Origin of the sequence: Pseudomonas protegens (genome assembly GCF_013407925.2) — a bacterium.
Taxonomy (GTDB): domain Bacteria; phylum Pseudomonadota; class Gammaproteobacteria; order Pseudomonadales; family Pseudomonadaceae; genus Aquipseudomonas; species Aquipseudomonas fluorescens_AP.
Genome location: NZ_CP060201.1, coordinates 5,642,813 through 5,658,372, shown reverse-complemented (window position 1 = coordinate 5,658,372; position 15,560 = coordinate 5,642,813). Strand labels below are relative to the sequence as shown.

Annotated in this window: 11 protein-coding genes; 5 read left to right on the top strand and 6 right to left on the bottom strand. The window is 62.3% G+C overall.

Features of this window, described 5'->3' with window-relative positions; genetic code table 11:
* Nucleotides 1-167: 167 nt before the first annotated feature.
* The 3 genes from GGI48_RS26200 to GGI48_RS26190 all read right to left on the bottom strand — a co-directional run bounded on the left by GGI48_RS26200 (nt 168) and on the right by GGI48_RS26190 (nt 6,285).
* Entirely contained in the window at nt 168-3,845 is a 3,678-nt protein-coding gene (locus tag GGI48_RS26200; protein WP_179600742.1) for a translocation/assembly module TamB domain-containing protein, read from the bottom strand.
* Nucleotides 3,842-5,569, bottom strand: a complete 1,728-nt coding sequence (locus GGI48_RS26195; protein WP_016965733.1) for an autotransporter assembly complex protein TamA — start codon at nt 5,567-5,569, stop codon at nt 3,842-3,844. Before GGI48_RS26195 ends, GGI48_RS26200 begins: the two co-directional genes overlap by 4 nt.
* 65 nt (nt 5,570-5,634) lie before the next feature.
* On the bottom strand, nt 5,635-6,285 hold the full coding sequence (locus GGI48_RS26190) for a GNAT family N-acetyltransferase (protein WP_016965734.1): 651 nt from the start codon (nt 6,283-6,285) through the stop codon (nt 5,635-5,637).
* A 176-nt stretch (nt 6,286-6,461) separates the two neighbouring features.
* Between GGI48_RS26190 and xthA the strand changes: the two genes are divergently transcribed.
* Complete coding sequence (gene xthA, locus GGI48_RS26185) at nt 6,462-7,274, top strand: exodeoxyribonuclease III (RefSeq protein WP_016965735.1); 813 nt, start codon at nt 6,462-6,464, stop codon at nt 7,272-7,274.
* A 50-nt stretch (nt 7,275-7,324) separates the two neighbouring features.
* On the opposite strand, the gene GGI48_RS26180 is transcribed toward xthA, so the two are convergent.
* Nucleotides 7,325-7,657: a YegP family protein gene (locus GGI48_RS26180; protein ID WP_016965736.1), complete on the bottom strand. Its 333-nt coding sequence runs from the start codon at nt 7,655-7,657 to the stop codon at nt 7,325-7,327.
* 289 nt (nt 7,658-7,946) lie between these two features.
* Between GGI48_RS26180 and GGI48_RS26175 the strand changes: the two genes are divergently transcribed.
* On the top strand, nt 7,947-9,329 hold the full coding sequence (locus GGI48_RS26175) for a substrate-binding domain-containing protein (RefSeq protein WP_179600740.1): 1,383 nt from the start codon (nt 7,947-7,949) through the stop codon (nt 9,327-9,329).
* 54 nt (nt 9,330-9,383) lie between these two features.
* On the opposite strand, the gene GGI48_RS26170 is transcribed toward GGI48_RS26175, so the two are convergent.
* A complete protein-coding gene (locus GGI48_RS26170; protein WP_016965738.1) occupies nt 9,384-10,613 on the bottom strand; it encodes an acyl-CoA dehydrogenase in 1,230 nt (409 codons plus the stop codon).
* A gap of 180 nt (nt 10,614-10,793) precedes the next feature.
* Here GGI48_RS26170 and GGI48_RS26165 point away from each other — a divergent pair, with 180 nt between their 5' ends.
* The 3 genes from GGI48_RS26165 (at nt 10,794) to GGI48_RS26155 (ending at nt 13,219) form a co-directional block, all read left to right on the top strand.
* On the top strand, nt 10,794-11,729 hold the full coding sequence (locus GGI48_RS26165; RefSeq protein ID WP_179600738.1) for a LysR family transcriptional regulator: 936 nt from the start codon (nt 10,794-10,796) through the stop codon (nt 11,727-11,729).
* A 124-nt stretch (nt 11,730-11,853) separates the two neighbouring features.
* Nucleotides 11,854-12,258 carry a MerR family transcriptional regulator gene (locus tag GGI48_RS26160; protein ID WP_016965740.1) on the top strand — a complete coding sequence of 135 codons (405 nt, stop codon included), beginning with the start codon at nt 11,854-11,856 and terminating at the stop codon, nt 12,256-12,258.
* Between the two features lie 61 nt (nt 12,259-12,319).
* Entirely contained in the window at nt 12,320-13,219 is a 900-nt protein-coding gene (locus GGI48_RS26155; protein WP_179600736.1) for a hydroxymethylglutaryl-CoA lyase, read from the top strand.
* Between the two features lie 622 nt (nt 13,220-13,841).
* On the opposite strand, the gene GGI48_RS26150 is transcribed toward GGI48_RS26155, so the two are convergent.
* Complete coding sequence (locus GGI48_RS26150; protein WP_179600734.1) at nt 13,842-15,545, bottom strand: AMP-binding protein; 1,704 nt, start codon at nt 15,543-15,545, stop codon at nt 13,842-13,844.
* Nucleotides 15,546-15,560 lie beyond the last annotated feature (15 nt).

Genomic DNA, 15,560 nt, shown 5'->3' with positions numbered 1-15,560 from the left:
GTGTGTCGAGATATTACTGCCTAGGCAGCGAATGTCAACGCAATAGTTAGCTTGCTCTTTATTTGTTTGATGAACGGCGCAGCGTGCCGCCTTGCAAGCGGCGCGGGTCAGGAGCGAGGAAAGACGAGGACGTGAACGGGAGGCGTTGCGCCTCCCGGCGGCGAGCGCTAGAAGTCGCGCTTGTAGAAGATGTCCAGGGAGCTGGCAAAGCCGCTGGCCGCTTCCAGGTAGACCTTCTTGCTCAGTTTGTAGCGCAGGGCGATGGTGCTGGCCGGCTCGAACACCCCGACGCCATAGCGCAGGCTGAGCTTCTCGGAAATATTGCCGCTGGCCACCACGCTGGTGCTGTTGCCACTGCCCTGGGTATCCAGTTGGAAGTCCTGAATCCCCAGCTCTTTGGCAATACCGCCCGTGAGATCGGCACTGCCCATTAGCCCCAGGCCAAGGGCGGCCTGGGCCAGCATATTGTTGTCCTCGCCGGTGGAGCTCAGCGGCCGCCCCAGTACCAGGTAGGACAAGGCCTGCTCTTGGCTCATGGCCGGTTCGGAGAAGATCTGCGTCGCCGGTTGCTCGGCGCTGCCGCTCAGGCGGATGCCGGCGATCACGTTGTCGGTCTGGCGCACCGCTTCGATATCCAGGTACGGCTGGTCGATCGGGCCGGCGAACAGCAAGCGCGCGCGGCGCACCGTCAGGCGCTGGCCGTAGGCTCGGTAGCGGCCGTCGTTGAGCCACAGCTCGCCACGGGTGTCCAGGTTGTCGCCGATATGCACATGGCCCTGCAGGTTGGCGGTCAGACCAAAGCCGGCAAAGCTGAGCTTGTCCTGTCCCACCTCGACATCGATGTTCATCGCCATGGCCATGGGCTTCTGCCCTTCCTCGGTCTGCTGACCGACGATGACCGTGTCCTCAGACACCTTGACCGTGGACGGCGGCAGTTCACGCACGGTGATCTGCCCCCTGGGAATCAGCACCTTGCCATCGATCGCCAGCTTGTCGTCGCGCAGCGAGATCTGCAGATCCGGCGCCACTTCCAACGCCGCATAGGGCTCGACCGTCACCGGCAACTGCGTGCCTTTGAGACTCAGGTCCACCATCAGCGCCCGGCCCCAGGCCAGGTTACCGGTGAGGCTGCCCTGTCCGGACTTGCCGCTTTTCCAGCCGCCGTCCAGGCGCACGCTCTCGCCCATGATCTGTGCATTGAGTTGCAGGTCTTCAAGGCTGGTGGGCAGCTCCGAGCCGGACACCTGTCCGTCACTGAGCTGCAGATTGCCATTGACCTGGGGCGCCAACAGCCCACCCGACAGGCGACCACTGCCATTCAGGTTGCCGCCCAGCTTCTCCACCATGGGCACGAAGGGTCGCGCCACCGACAGGTCCAGGCCACTGAGACGAAATTCCCCGGACAGGGGTTTGTTTTTCCCCAGCGGATTAATCTGGGCCTGCACCATCAACTGCCCCAGCTTGCCGCCTTCGAACTGCAACTGGGTATCGATGCGCCGTGGGTTGAGGCGGGTATCGAGCTTCAGCGCCTGATAGGGGAAGTCCAGCCACTGATCCTTGTCCTTGACCCGCAGGGTGCCATCGCTGGCGTCCAGAACAATCTGTCCCTTGGGACCACTGGCCGGCAGATCCAGTTGCACCTGGCCATTGAGCAGGCCTTTCCAGGCGAAATCCTTGGGCAGCCATTGGGCCAGACTGTCGATGGGGAAACGCTTGAGCTGATAACGCAGCTTCGGATCGGGCATCAATCGCTGGTCTTCGCCGCACAGGCTGGCATCGCCACTGACCCAGCAGTGGGCGCCGAAGTTGAGGGTGCCATTGGCCAGCCGCTCGAGCCTGGCCGGGCTCTGCAACGTCCAGTCCTGGCCGCCGGTCTGTACATCGCCACTGGCCAGGCGCCCGCGCCAGTTGCCCTGGTCCAGGGTGCCGTCCAGTCCCAGGGCCAGTTTCAGCAAGGGGCCTTGCAGGTCCAGTTGCAGTGTCTGTTTCTTGATATCGCCCTGGCCGGCCAGGGTCAGGGTGCCAAGCTGAGTCTCTCCCGCTTGAATCCCACTGCCCTTGAGGTCCACCCGAGCCTTTTGTGCGCCGTCGAGCATCGCATCCAGCTTGAGGTTTTGCAGGCGGTTCTCGGCAAAGGCCAATTGCTGCCCCGCAAGATCCACCTTGCCCTGTGGCGCCTTGAGCGTGCCTGCCAGATCTACCCGGCCATTGAGTTGCCCGCGCAACTGCGGCCAGAGCTGGCCCAGGCGCGGCAGCTTGATCTCCAGTTGCCCGGCGAGCTTCTGCTGCAGGCTGCCCGCGCCCTTGATGCTGTTGTCGCCGAGGCGGATGTCCAGCGCGCTCAGTTTCCACTGCTCCCCCGCGCCGTCGGCCTTGGCCTGCAACAGCGCCGGTTGCCCTCGCAGGCGGCCCTTGAGGTCAAGGTCGGCGGTGAGCTTGAGCTGTTCATTCTTGATTTCACCCTGACTGCGCAACGGGCCGGCCAGGGTCCCGGGCAACTCGGCCAGCCAATAGGCCGGATTGATCGCCGACAGGTCCAGGGCCGTGTCCCAGGCAATGCCATCGGCAAATTGCAGGTTCAGGTGACCTTCGGCCTTGCCTTGCCCCGCCGCCAGCTTGAACTGTGGCAGGTAGATTTTCGTCAGGTCGCCACTGAACGGGCTGCTCAAGCTGAAGGCTCCTGCCGGACCATCCAGGTCACCCTTGAAATTGCCCAGGTAGTTGCCGTCCCGATAGGCCACTTCGGCATTGAATCTGCGCAGCGCCACGGCCGGTTCTTCGATCAATGGGTAAAGGCGATGCCAGGGGAAATCCAGCCAGGCTAGCTTGGTTTCGGCCGAGAAGCCTTGGCTCCAATCAAGCTGGCCACTGAGATTGAGGCTCTGCTTGTCGTTGGCCCGCAACTCCAGCGTGGCAATCTGTGCGCCCTTGGCGTCGACCTCGCCTTGCAACAGCAGAGCCACCGGCCCTTGCTCCGCCGGCAGACTGGCCTGGCCGTTGAGCTGATAGCCGTTTTTCAAGTCCCCCTTGCCGGTCAGTTCCAACTGATCCAGTTGCAGGGTGTCCGGCAAGTCGGCGCCGGCCTTGAAGCCATCGGCGGTGATCCGCACCTGAGCCGGCAGGTTCTCCACCAATGGTTGCAGTTGGCCGCTCAATTGCCCTTGCAGGTAGCCGCTGCTGTCGGCATGCAGCTTCAGGGTCTTGAGCAAGTCGCCTTCCACCTTCAGCGCCAGGGACCAGGGGCCGCCACCGGGAGCGGGCAAACCGAGGGTGCCCTGGGCAGTCAGCGGCCAGTCGCCAGCAGGTTGCAACAGCCCGGAAAGCTCCAGGCTCAAGTCATCACGCCGCAACTGCAGCGAGTCGATCTGCAGGCCTTGCGCGGTCCAGTGCGCCGCCAGTTGCAAGCCCTTGAGCTGTTCGCTGCCGTTGAACAGCAGGCTGCCGATCTGCACCTTGCCCAGCTCGATGGCCAGTGGCAGTTTCAGCTCCGGCAGGCTGATGGGACCTGAATCTGTTTCATCTTCGGCACCGGGCGGGAACTGCAGGCTGACCTGCTCGGCCTGCAATTGCTCGATGCACAGGGTGCGGCGCAGCAGGCAGGCGGGAGACCAGGCGAACTTCACCTGGGCAAGCTCGACTCGATTGTCGCCCTGTTGCCAGAGCAGATGATCGGCGCTCCATTGGCCGCCGAGGCGGCCATCGAAATGCTCCAGGGTCAGCCCCGGCACCCGCGCCAGGGCCCAGCGACTGCCGGCCTGGGTCCCCAGCACCGTGGTCACGGCCAGGATGATCAGGATCACCAGCGCAAGGACCGCCAGCAGCGTTATCTTCAAACCACGCTTCAAAGCTCTGGCCCCATGGAAAAGTGCAAACGAATACCGCCGTCGTCATTCAGCGCGTGGGCCAGGTCGACCCGGATCGGCCCCACCGGCGAGACCCAGCGCAGGCCCAGGCCAACCCCGGTCTTGAGGTTCGGCAGTTCCAGTTTATTGAAGGAGTTGCCCTGATCGACGAAGGTCGCGATCCGCCATTTCTCGGCGATGGAGTATTGATACTCGACACTGCCGGCCACCATGTAGCGGCCACCAATGCGATCGCCTTCGGCGTTTTCCGGCGACAGGGTCTGGTAGTCGTAGCCGCGCACGCTCTGGTCGCCACCGGCGAAGAAGCGCAAGGACGGCGGAATCGACTTGTAGCCGTTGGTGGCGCTGCCACCGAACTGCACCCGGCCGAGAAACCGGTGATTGTCCCAGGCCGTGGTCAGGCCCTTGAGCAGCACCGTGCCGTACAACAGGTTGGTGTCGGAACCTACGCCTTCCTTGGCCAGCTTGGTGTCGAACTGGATGCGATAACCGTTGTGTGGATCGATGCGGTTGTCACTGCGCAGGTAGGAATACGTCAGACCGGGCATCAGCAGATTACTCAACCCTGAGTCGTCCCCGAGGCGATATTCCTCACGTTGATACTTCAGCGACACCACCCGCTGCCAGCCGCTGGGCAGCTTGCTGTGCCACTCGGGGCCCACGGTGAGCAGCTTGCTCAGGGTGTCGGTGCCGGCGATCTCTTCGTTCTGGTAACCGCCAGCGAAACGCAACTTGTCGGTCAGCGGCGGATCCAGGGGGATGTCGTACCACAGGCCGACGTTCTGCCGGGGCGCCGAGACTTCCGCCTCCCAGCCGTAACTGTGGCCTTGGGGATTGACCCAATGCCGGGTCCAGTTGGCCTTGACCCGCGGGCCGACGTCGGTGGAGTAGCCCAGGCCCAGTCCCAGGGTCCGCGGCTTGCGAGTCTCCAGCTGAACCGCCACCGGGATCACTTGCTGCTCGGCGGCCGTGGGTGCGGCGTCCACCCGCACGCCTTCGAAGTAGCCGCTGGACTGCAGCGCCTGGTTGAGTTCGGCGATCAGCTCCGAGTCGTAGGGGGCACCGCTCTTGAAGGGCACCATGCGCCGCAGCAGGTCTTCGTCGAAAAGCGAATCACCGCTGAAGCTGACCTTGCCCAGGGCGTAGCGCGGGCCGCTGTCATACACCAGTTCGATGTCGGCGATGCCGGCCTGGGGGTCCACCGAGAGTTGCTGGCGCGTAAAGCGCCCGCTGAAAAAACCGTAGCGCGAGGCCTGGTTCTGGATCAGGCGCTTGGCGTCTTCATAACGGCCATGATTGAGCACCGCGCCCGGCTTGAGCTGCTCGCTGTCGGGGGTGCGAAAGGACTTGAGGGACGCCGCCGGACCTTCGACGCGGATCGTGACATTGCGCAGGTGCACCGGCTCGCCGGGATCGATGCGCAGCAGCAGACGGGGCTTGTCGCCACCGCGCACTTCGCTCTCGATATGGGGCTGGTAATAGCCCAGAGCCTGGGCGGCTTTCTTCGCCTGCTCCTCGGCCCCCCGGCTGAACCGCAGCAGGGCTTGCTCATCGCGATCACCGACATCGCCAATGTAGCCCTCCACATTGGCCTTCAGCTCGTCATTGGCGGGTTTTACCCTGACATCCAATTCGCTCTGCGCCAGCGCCGCACAGCTTGTGAACAACAGCAAAAAGCCGCTGGTAAATCTTCCTGGAAACTTCATAGGCGCGGATGCTATCACGAGCTTGGGAGGGCGATAGAGCGCTCAAACGCACGGAAAGTTCTATATCAGCCTGTTGCACTTTGTAAGAGCTGGGGGTTGGGGTGGAAGAACACGTGCTCGCGAACCGGCCCCACGGCCACCTCTCCGACTTCGGCGTAGCCCTGGCGCTTGTAGAACTCCAGATAACGGGGATTGCCGGTGTCCAGCACCACCCCTTGGGAATGCTCGTCCACCGCGCACCAGTTGTGCACCGCGGCGAGCAACTGCTCGCCAAAATGCTGCCCCTGGAACTGCGGATGCACCCCCAGCAGCGGCAACACGTGGACCGCGTCACTGGGCAGACAGGCCTGCACCGCCTCGTGGTACTCCAGGTAACGCCGCGTGCAGCGAAAACCGGTGCTCAGCACCATGCGCAAGCGCCAGGCCCAGCTCTCGGTGATCCCCAGGCGCCGTTGCGGTGGCGCAATCAACGCAATGCCGATCAGCCGGTCGTTGACCAGCAGGCCAATGGCCGGCAGATCCTGAAGAAAATGCTGCTTGACCAGTTCGCGCACCGTAGCCCGGACCCGTTGTTCGTAACCGGCGCGCTCGGACTCGAAAATGAACGCGAAGGTCGGTTCATGCCGGTAGGCCTGGTACAGCAGCGACCGCGCTTCGCGGGAGTAACCGCTGTCGAGCATATGGATATCGGCAATGGTGTTGGAGGTATCAGGCATGACGGTCACTCTCCCCTGGCCCCGGCTCAAGTGGCCGCGCTCTTGTTATTACGAGCCCTGCGCGGCGCTGATCGTTCCCCGCGCTCAAGGACATTAGCAGTGCATCCACGGCGCTGCCACGCTGGTCGACCCGGGCGTTGTCAGCTAGCATCGCTGTTTTGCCAGGACCGCCGACCATGAAGATCGTCTCGTTCAACATCAACGGGCTGCGCGCCCGCCCCCATCAGCTGGCGGCGCTGATCGACAAACACCAGCCGGACGTGATCGGCCTGCAGGAAACCAAGGTTGCCGACGAGCAGTTCCCCCTCGCCGAAGTCCAGGCCCTGGGCTACCACGTGCACTACCACGGCCAGAAAGGCCATTACGGTGTCGCCCTGCTCTCGCGCCAGGCGCCACTGGCCCTGCACAAAGGCTTCGAAGGCGATGACGAAGACGCCCAGCGACGCTTTATCTGGGGCACCTTCGCCGACGCCCATGGCACGCCGGTGACCATCATGAACGGCTACTTTCCCCAGGGCGAAAGCCGCGACCATCCGACCAAGTTCCCGGCCAAGGAGCGCTTCTACAGCGATCTGCAGCACCTGCTGGAAAGCCGCTTCAGCAATGACCAGCCGCTGGTGGTCATGGGCGACGTCAACATTTCCCCGGAAGACTGCGACATCGGCATCGGCGCCGACAACGCCAAGCGTTGGCTCAAGACCGGCAAATGCAGCTTCCTGCCGGAAGAGCGCGAGTGGATGGCCCGCCTGAAGAACTGGGGCCTGGTGGACAGCTTCCGTCACCTCAACCCCGAGGTGAACGATCGCTTCAGCTGGTTCGACTACCGCAGCCGCGGTTTCGAGGACGAGCCCAAGCGTGGCCTGCGCATCGACTTGATCATGGCCTCCCAGGGCCTGCTGCCGCGCATCAAGGACGCCGGTGTCGACTATGAACTGCGTGGCATGGAAAAGCCGTCGGACCATGCACCGATCTGGCTCGAACTGAGCTGATCGACAGGCACAAAAAAGCCCATCTGACGATGGGCTTTTCTTGCTACCGCTTACATGTGGACCACTTCAACCCGTTCAGTGGTGCCGGCTGCCGCGATGGCGTTGATGGCGCTCTCGAGAGTGGGCTCCGAATCGTACAAATGGCTGACCAGAATCACTTCCTTGCCGGCCTTGAGCTTGAAATAAGGTTTGCCGCCCGATGAAATTTTCTTGACGTAACGCTCGGGAGAAGCGCAGTGTGCGCGGAACAGGCCGAGAGCCGCCTCGGCACTGTCCCGGCAGGGGAATCGTTCGCTTTGAAGCATGGTCTGCGCCTCCTTTGTCTTCAGCAAGAATCTGCATGCACCACTGCCATACTGCTTCAGCTCGAACCAGGCACTCATTTGTAACTCCTTTGCTTACTACGAAATAGCAGCACAACACTGCCGAGGCATCCGCGGGGATGACGCGTTGGCAGTCGCCCCAATCCCCGCCAGACAAAGTTGCCCACTCTACGCATCGCTCAGAGGCCGGTCTTTAGGACAAGTCTCAAAAAATCTAGAGAAAACAGCTATTTACGATGTAGGACTTTCGCCATTTATTGCTGAAAACCGCCATCGGTCACATCTTTGTCACCTCCCTGACTTAATCTCGCCAGCACTCCCCCTCTCTATATAGAAGGCCAGTGCCGCCATGCCCCGCGCTTCCACCGCCAGTGAACGAGATATCTGGTGCCGGACCATCAGCCTGTTTCTGATTGGCTTCGTCTGCTACGCCCTGCCCTGGTCGGTATTCGCCGCCCTGCCCCTGGCGACCGACAATGCCGCCGTGCTGCGCATCCAGGGGTCCAACACCATCGGCGCCCGGCTCGGTCCGGCGCTGGTCAAGGGCTTGCTGGAACAACAGGGCCTGCACGACATCCACATCGAGGCAAGCGGCAAGGACAATGAGCAGCGGGTTCTGGGACAGAGCCCCCAGGGCCGGACAGTCCGCGTGGAGATTGCCGCCCATGGCTCGAGCACCGGCTTCAGTGCCCTGAAAAACGCCCAGGCCGATGTGGCGGCCGCTTCCCGCCCCATCAAGGACAGCGAACTGGTGGACCTGGAAAGCCTGGGGGACCTGAAGAGCCCCAGCGCGGAACAAATCATCGCCATTGATGGCTTGGCCATCATCCTGCATCCGCACAACCCGCTGAACCAACTGAGCACCGAGCAACTGGCCCGTCTGTTCAGCGGCGAGATCAAGACCTGGGAAGAGTTGGGGAGCAGCGGCGGAGCGGTCCATCTGTATGCCCGGGATGACCAGTCCGGCACCTACGACACCTTCAAAGAGCTGGTCCTCAGCCGTCGCGGCAAGACGTTGAACCCGGCAGCCAAGCGTTTCGAGTCCAGTGAGCAGCTGTCCGACGCCGTCAGTCGCGACCCGCAAGGCATAGGTTTCATCGGCCTGCCCTATGTGCGCCAGGCCAAGGCGGTGGCGATTGTCGATGGCCAATCCCAGCCCATGCCGCCCCTCAACAGCCTGATCGCCACCGAGGACTACCCGCTGTCGCGACGTCTGTATCTGTACCTGCCGCCCAATGGCCACAATCCCTGGGCCGACGCCTTGGTGAGTTTTGCCCAGAGCGCCAAGGGCCAGGCCATCGTCGCCGCCAACGGCTTTGTCGCCCAGACCGTACAAGCCATGCGGGTAACGCCCAGCCCACAGATGCCCGAGGCCTACCAGCAACTGAGCCGGGACGCGCAACGCCTGAGCGTGAACTTTCGCTTCGAGGAGGGCAGCGCCAATCTGGACAACAAGGCGCGCCAGGACCTGAATCGGGTCCTGGACTACCTGCGCCAGCACGGCAAGCTGGACCGCCAAGTCACCCTGGCCGGCTTCGGCGATGCCAAGAGCGACCCGGCGCGTGCCGCCCTGCTGTCCAAGCTGCGAGCCATGGCGGTCCGTCGGGAACTGGTGAAAAGCGGCGTAGTGTTCCGCGAGATCCGCGGTTTTGGCGCCGAGCTGCCGGTGGCGACCAATCACGCCGACGAGGGCCGGATCAAGAACCGGCGAGTGGAAGTCTGGGTGTACTGAACACAACACTGCCGACCGGCCGGGCACTTGCCCGCCCGGCCGGCGGCGACCTCATCAATGCCCGCTGCGCAGCAGCTCCCTGGGCACGTACTTGCCGATTTCGTACTTGCCGATGGCCGCGCGGTGCACTTCATCCGGGCCGTCGGCCAGGCGCAAGGTGCGCTGCATGGCGTACATGTAGGCCAGGGGGAAGTCATTGGACACGCCCGCCCCACCGTGAATCTGGATCGCCCGATCGATCACCCGCAAGGCCACGTTCGGCGCCACCACCTTGATCTGGGCAATCTCGCTCTTGGCCACCTTGTTACCGACGGTGTCCATCATGTACGCGGCCTTCAGGGTCAACAGCCGAGCCATGTCGATTTCCATTCGCGAGTCGGCGATCTTGTCGATGTTGCCCCCCAGGCGGGCCAGAGGCTTGCCGAACGCGGTGCGATTCACCGCGCGCTTGCACATCAGCTCCAGCGCCCGCTCAGCCATGCCGATCGAACGCATGCAGTGATGGATGCGCCCCGGACCAAGACGGCCCTGGGCAATCTCGAAACCGCGACCCTCGCCCAGCAGCACGTTTTCGTAGGGCACTCGAACATTGTCGAACAGCACCTCGGCATGGCCGTGGGGCGCATCGTCGTAGCCGAACACCGGCAGCGGACGGACGATCTTCACCCCGGGGGTATCCACTGGCACCAGGATCATCGAGTGCTGCTGGTGACGTGGCGCATCGGGGTTGCTCAGGCCCATGAAGATCAGGATCTTGCAGCGCGGATCACAGGCGCCGGAGGTCCACCACTTCTTGCCATTGATCAGCCACTGGTCGCCATCGCGCACCGCGCGGGCGGCCATGTTGGTGGCGTCTGAGGAAGCCACATCCGGTTCGGTCATGGCGAACGCGGAGCGGATCTCGCCGCGCAGCAGCGGCTCCAGCCAGCGCTGCTTCTGCTCTTGATTGGCATAGCGCACCAGCACTTCCATGTTGCCGGTATCCGGCGCCGAGCAGTTGAACGGCTCGGGCCCCAGCAACGAACGGCCCATGATCTCCGCCAGTGGCGCATATTCGAGGTTGGTCAGGCCGGCACCCAGTTCCGACTCAGGCAGAAACAAATTCCACAGACCTTCAGCCTTGGCCTTGAGTTTGAGCTCTTCCATGATGGCGGTCGGTTGCCAGCGATCGCCTTCGGCAACCTGACGCTCGAAGACCGCTTCAGCCGGATAAACATAGGCATCCATGAACGCGGTGACGCGCTCACGCAGCTCCTGGACCTTGGGGGAATAGGCGAATTCCATGGGCAGTTCTACCTTTTTGAAGAACGGGTGTTGGGGGACTGAAATCGATGCTAGATCAGCTACGAAAATTTACCTAGCCTATTCTCGGCGTGTATTAACATTCATCACCGATATATGATCGGCTGATCCGACAGGCTTCCGAGCCTCCCTCACAGGCCCTAACAACAAGAGTGCAGCGCCATGAATCTGAGCAAGGTCGACCTCAACCTCTTCATCGTTTTCGACGCGATCTACACCGAAGCCAACCTGACCCGCGCCGGGCAGATCGTCGGCATCACCCAGCCGGCGGTGTCCAACGCCCTGGCGCGTCTGCGCGAGACCTTCAACGATCCGCTGTTCGTCAGGACCGCCCAGGGCATGGTGCCCACCCCCATGGCACAGAACATCATCGGCCCGGTGCGCAATGCCTTGTCGCTGCTACGGGTTTCAGTCCAGGAAAGTCGGATTTTCAACCCGCTGCAAGCGGTCAAGACCTACCGCATCAGCATGACCGACCTGACCGAGGCGGTGATCCTGCCGCCGCTGTTCCAGCGCCTGCGCCGCCTGGCCCCGGCGGTGATCATCGAGAGTTTCCTGTCCAAGCGCCGGGAAACCACCAAGGAACTGGCGGCCGGGCGCCTGGACTTTGCCGTGGACGCCCCCCTCAACACCGATCCGCAAGTGCGCCACGTCAAGCTCATGGAAGACCGCTACGTGTGCGCCATGCGCAAGGGCCACCCCCTGGCGGGCAAGGAAAAATTCACCCTGGACGATTACCTGTCCATGACCCACATCCATATCTCCAGCCGTCGCAGCGGCCTGGGCCATGTCGACCTGGCCCTGGGCAAGATGGGCATCCAGCGCAAGATCGCCCTGCGCTCCCAGCACTACCTGATGGCCTCCCAAGTGCTGCAACAGACCGATATGGTGATGACCGTGCCGGAACGCTTTGCCCGCCGCCACGACCTGCACGCCTTCAATCTGCCGGTCAATGATGTACCGCCCGTGGAAACCCACTTGTACTGGCACGAAAGCACCGACCAGGACCCGGCCAACCGCTGGATGCGCGAGCAGATGATCGAACTCTGCCAGCAGGTCACGGCTCATGAAAAGAAGCTCGACCAACAGACCGCCTGACTCCTGCGCCGGCAAGCCCTCACTACAAGAGCCGGCTTGTCGGCGAACGGTATCGACGCAGACTGCTTGACGTATACGTAAACCTGCCTTTAGCTTAGCGCCAAGTCCCACCTTGAGCGCCTCCATGAGCAGCCAGACCTACAGCATCTCCGACCTCGCCCGCGAGCTCGACATCACCACCCGGGCCATCCGCTTCTATGAGGAGCAAGGCCTGCTGGCCCCCGAGCGCCGCGGCCAGGAACGCATCTATTCGCCCCGGGACAAGGTCAGTCTGAAGCTGATCCTGCGGGGCAAGCGCATCGGTTTTTCCCTGGCCGAATGCCGTGAACTGATCGAGCTCTATGACCCCAGCAGCGGCAACCTAAAGCAGTTACACAGCATGCTGGCCAAGATCAGCGAGCGCCGTGAGCAGCTCGAACAGCAGTTGCTCGACATCGAACAGATGAAGCTGGAACTGGACACCGCCGAAGAGCGCTGCACCCAGGCACTGCAACAGACCCTCCAGAGCCAGCAGCACCCTGCCCAATAATCCCCGGGACACCGGCGCGGCTTGTGCCGGCACCCGCCCTCCCTCATAAAGGTGAACCTGTATGTCACTCCCCAGCCATGTACGCCTGATCGAAGTCGGTCCTCGCGATGGCCTGCAGAACGAAGCCCAGCCCATCAGCGTCGAAGACAAGGTGCAATTGGTCGACGCCCTGACCGCAGCGGGCCTGGGCTATATAGAAGTCGGCAGTTTCGTCTCGCCCAAGTGGGTGCCGCAGATGGCCGGCTCGGCCGAGGTTTTTGCCCGCATCCAGCGCCAGCCCGGGGTGGTCTACGGCGCGCTGGCGCCGAACCTGCGGGGCTTCGAGGACGCCCTGGCGGCCGGAGTCAAGGAAGTCGCGGTGTTCGCTGCCGCGTCGGAGTCGTTCTCCCAGCGCAACATCAACTGCTCCATCAGCGAAAGCCTGGAGCGCTTCGTACCGATCATGGACGCAGCCAAACAGCACGGGATCAGCGTGCGCGGTTACGTGTCCTGCGTGCTGGGCTGCCCCTATGAAGGCGAAGTGGCGGCGGAGCAAGTCGCCCTGGTAGCCCGCGAACTCTATGCCATGGGCTGCTACGAGGTGTCCCTGGGTGACACCATCGGCACCGGCACCGCCGGCGCCACCCGGCGCATGTTCGAGGTGGTGGGCGCCCAGGTGCCACGGGAAAAACTCGCCGGGCACTTCCACGACACCTACGGCCAGGCCCTGGCCAACGTCTACGCCAGCCTGCTGGAAGGCATTGCGGTGTTCGACAGCTCGATCGCCGGGCTCGGTGGCTGCCCTTATGCCAAGGGCGCCAGCGGTAACGTTGCTACTGAAGACGTCCTCTACCTGCTCAATGGCCTGGGCATTCACACCGGTATCGACATGGACCGCCTGATCGACGCCGGCCGGCAGATCTGCACGGTACTGGGACGCCCCAGCGGTTCTCGTGTGGCCAAGGCACGTAACGCCGGGTGAGCCAATGTGCGGCCGGGTGTTACCGGCCGCTCTAAACGGCGGCGAGAGCGAGTAACACGGAAACAGTTTGTCGATTTTTTTGCGACACAGATTGTCCTACAAAAAGATCAAGCCATTGATTTTAAAGGACTTTAAAAAGTTGGCACGGCTTCTGCTATCTCTATGGCATAACAAGAATAAAAAGCAGCAAACCTAATAAAAATAAGACGTAACGACTCTGAGATAACAAAAACAACACGGCAGAGACGCAGCTAACAGATTTTTTTGGAGAGGATGTAGTGTGCAGGAGGGCTTGCAAGAGCCACCCGCAACCGGTCAGAGAACAATAAAACTACCCTGAGGTAGCTCCCGAACTGGTTGGATCGCCCTGGCGACACATTAGATCAGCGCTCAAAAAAATACGTTTGCTCTTGATCCCGGATGGGAATCGCCAAAAACAGCGGTAAAGGGCAACGGTTGCCAAAAACAACAACAGACCGCCCCTCAATAATAAAAAAAGAGCACGCAACGACAAATTAAAGGGGAGCTTCGGCTCCCCTTTGTGCTTTTCGCGATTCGGCTTTTACCCACCCTTCCTCGCCCCTAAAGCGTGCATCGATGCAGATGCACGCCCCAGCGAGGCTCAGACCTTACCCACCTGCTCGCCCAGCTCCTCGATGCTGATTTCACGCATGCGGAATTTCTGGATCTTGCCCGTCACCGTCATCGGAAACTCCTCGACGAACTTGAAGTAACGCGGCGTCTTGAAATGGGCGATGCGCTCCTTGCACCAGGCCTGCAGCTCGACTTCATTGGCGCAATGCCCGGGATGGAACTTGATCCAGGCGACGATTTCCTCACCGTACCTGGCGCAGGGAATGCCGATCACCTGTACATCGGCCACGGCAGGATGGGTGAAGAAGAACTCTTCCAGCTCCCGGGGGTAAATGTTCTCGCCACCGCGAATGATCATGTCCTTGTTGCGCCCGGCGATGCACACATACCCCTGCTCGTTCATGGTCGCCAGGTCGCCGGTGTGCATCCAGCCCGCCTGATCGATGGCCTCGCTGGTGCCCTGGGGATTGTTCCAGTAGCCGAGCATGACGCTGTAGCCCCGGGTACAGAGTTCGCCGATCGTGCCCCGCGGCACCACATTGCCGACTTCGTCGATGATCTTGCTCTCCAGATGGGGCTGGGTACGCCCCACGGTGGTGACTCGCAACTCCAGATCGTCATCAGGACCGGTCTGCAACGACACCGGACTGGTCTCGGTCATGCCGTAGGCGATCTGCACTTCGCTCATGTGCATCTCGCTGATGACCCGACGCATCACCTCGATCGGGCAAGTGGCGCCGGCCATGATCCCGGTGCGCAGGCTCGACAGATCGAACTCGCCACGCCTGGGCTGATCAAGCATGGCGATGAACATGGTGGGCACCCCATACAAACCGGTGGCCCGCTCCTCGGCCACGGCGTTCAGGGTCAGCAATGGGTCGAAGGCATCGTTGGGGTAGATCATGGTGGTGCCATGGGTGATACAGCCCAGGTTGCCCATGACCATGCCGAAGCAGTGATACAGCGGCACCGGGATGACCAGGCGATCCGCCGCGGTCAGGCCCAGGCTCTCCCCCACCATGTAACCGTTGTTGAGGATGTTGTAGTGACTCAGGGTCGCGCCCTTGGGAAAGCCCGTGGTGCCCGAGGTGTACTGGATATTCACCGCCTGATCGAAATCCAGGCTGTCCTGGCGCGCCTGCAGTTGCTCGGCCGTGATGCTAGCGGCCAGGGCCGTCAACTGCGACCAGGGCAGAAAGCCGGAGGGCGGCTGGGCGTGCAGGCTGATCACCCCGCGTAACTCGGGCAGACGCTCACAGTGCAATTGGCCGATGGATTGCTCGGCCAGTTCGGGGATCAGCCCCTGCAGCATGCCGTGGTAGTCGGAAGTCTTGAACGCCCCGGCACAGATCAGCCACTGGCAGCCGGACTGCTTGAGCACATACTCCAGCTCGGAACTGCGGTAGGCCGGGTTGATGTTCACCAGGATCGCGCCGATCTTGGCGCTGGCCAGTTGCGCGATGCACCATTGGGCGCAGTTGGGCGCCCAGATTCCCAGTCGATCCCCTGTCTTGAGCCCCAGGGCCAGCAGCGCCCTGGCATGCAGATCCACCGCGTCGCGCAACTGCTGCCAGGTGTAGCGCAGCTGCTGATGACGCACCACCAGAGCCTCGCCCTGAGGATAGGCGGCGACGGTGTTATCGAAAGCCTGGCCGATGGTCAGCGCGAGCAACGGCTTGTCTTGCGTACCACGGGTGTAACTGCGATCCGGCTGGAAACCCGAGTGTTCCATGACGACCCCTATTGT

Bases quoted from the DNA above. Each gene is read 5' to 3' on its own strand.
- GGI48_RS26195 (WP_016965733.1), bottom strand. From the start codon at position 5,569: ATGAAGTTTCCAGGAAGATTTACCAGCGGCTTTTTGCTGTTGTTCACA.
- GGI48_RS26190 (WP_016965734.1), bottom strand. From the start codon at position 6,285: ATGCCTGATACCTCCAACACCATTGCCGATATCCATATGCTCGACAGC.
- xthA (WP_016965735.1), top strand. From the start codon at position 6,462: ATGAAGATCGTCTCGTTCAACATCAACGGGCTGCGCGCCCGCCCCCAT.
- GGI48_RS26180 (WP_016965736.1), bottom strand. From the start codon at position 7,657: ATGAGTGCCTGGTTCGAGCTGAAGCAGTATGGCAGTGGTGCATGCAGA.
- GGI48_RS26175 (WP_179600740.1), top strand. From the start codon at position 7,947: ATGCCCCGCGCTTCCACCGCCAGTGAACGAGATATCTGGTGCCGGACC.
- GGI48_RS26170 (WP_016965738.1), bottom strand. From the start codon at position 10,613: ATGGAATTCGCCTATTCCCCCAAGGTCCAGGAGCTGCGTGAGCGCGTC.
- GGI48_RS26165 (WP_179600738.1), top strand. From the start codon at position 10,794: ATGAATCTGAGCAAGGTCGACCTCAACCTCTTCATCGTTTTCGACGCG.
- GGI48_RS26160 (WP_016965740.1), top strand. From the start codon at position 11,854: ATGAGCAGCCAGACCTACAGCATCTCCGACCTCGCCCGCGAGCTCGAC.
- GGI48_RS26155 (WP_179600736.1), top strand. From the start codon at position 12,320: ATGTCACTCCCCAGCCATGTACGCCTGATCGAAGTCGGTCCTCGCGAT.
- GGI48_RS26150 (WP_179600734.1), bottom strand. From the start codon at position 15,545: ATGGAACACTCGGGTTTCCAGCCGGATCGCAGTTACACCCGTGGTACG.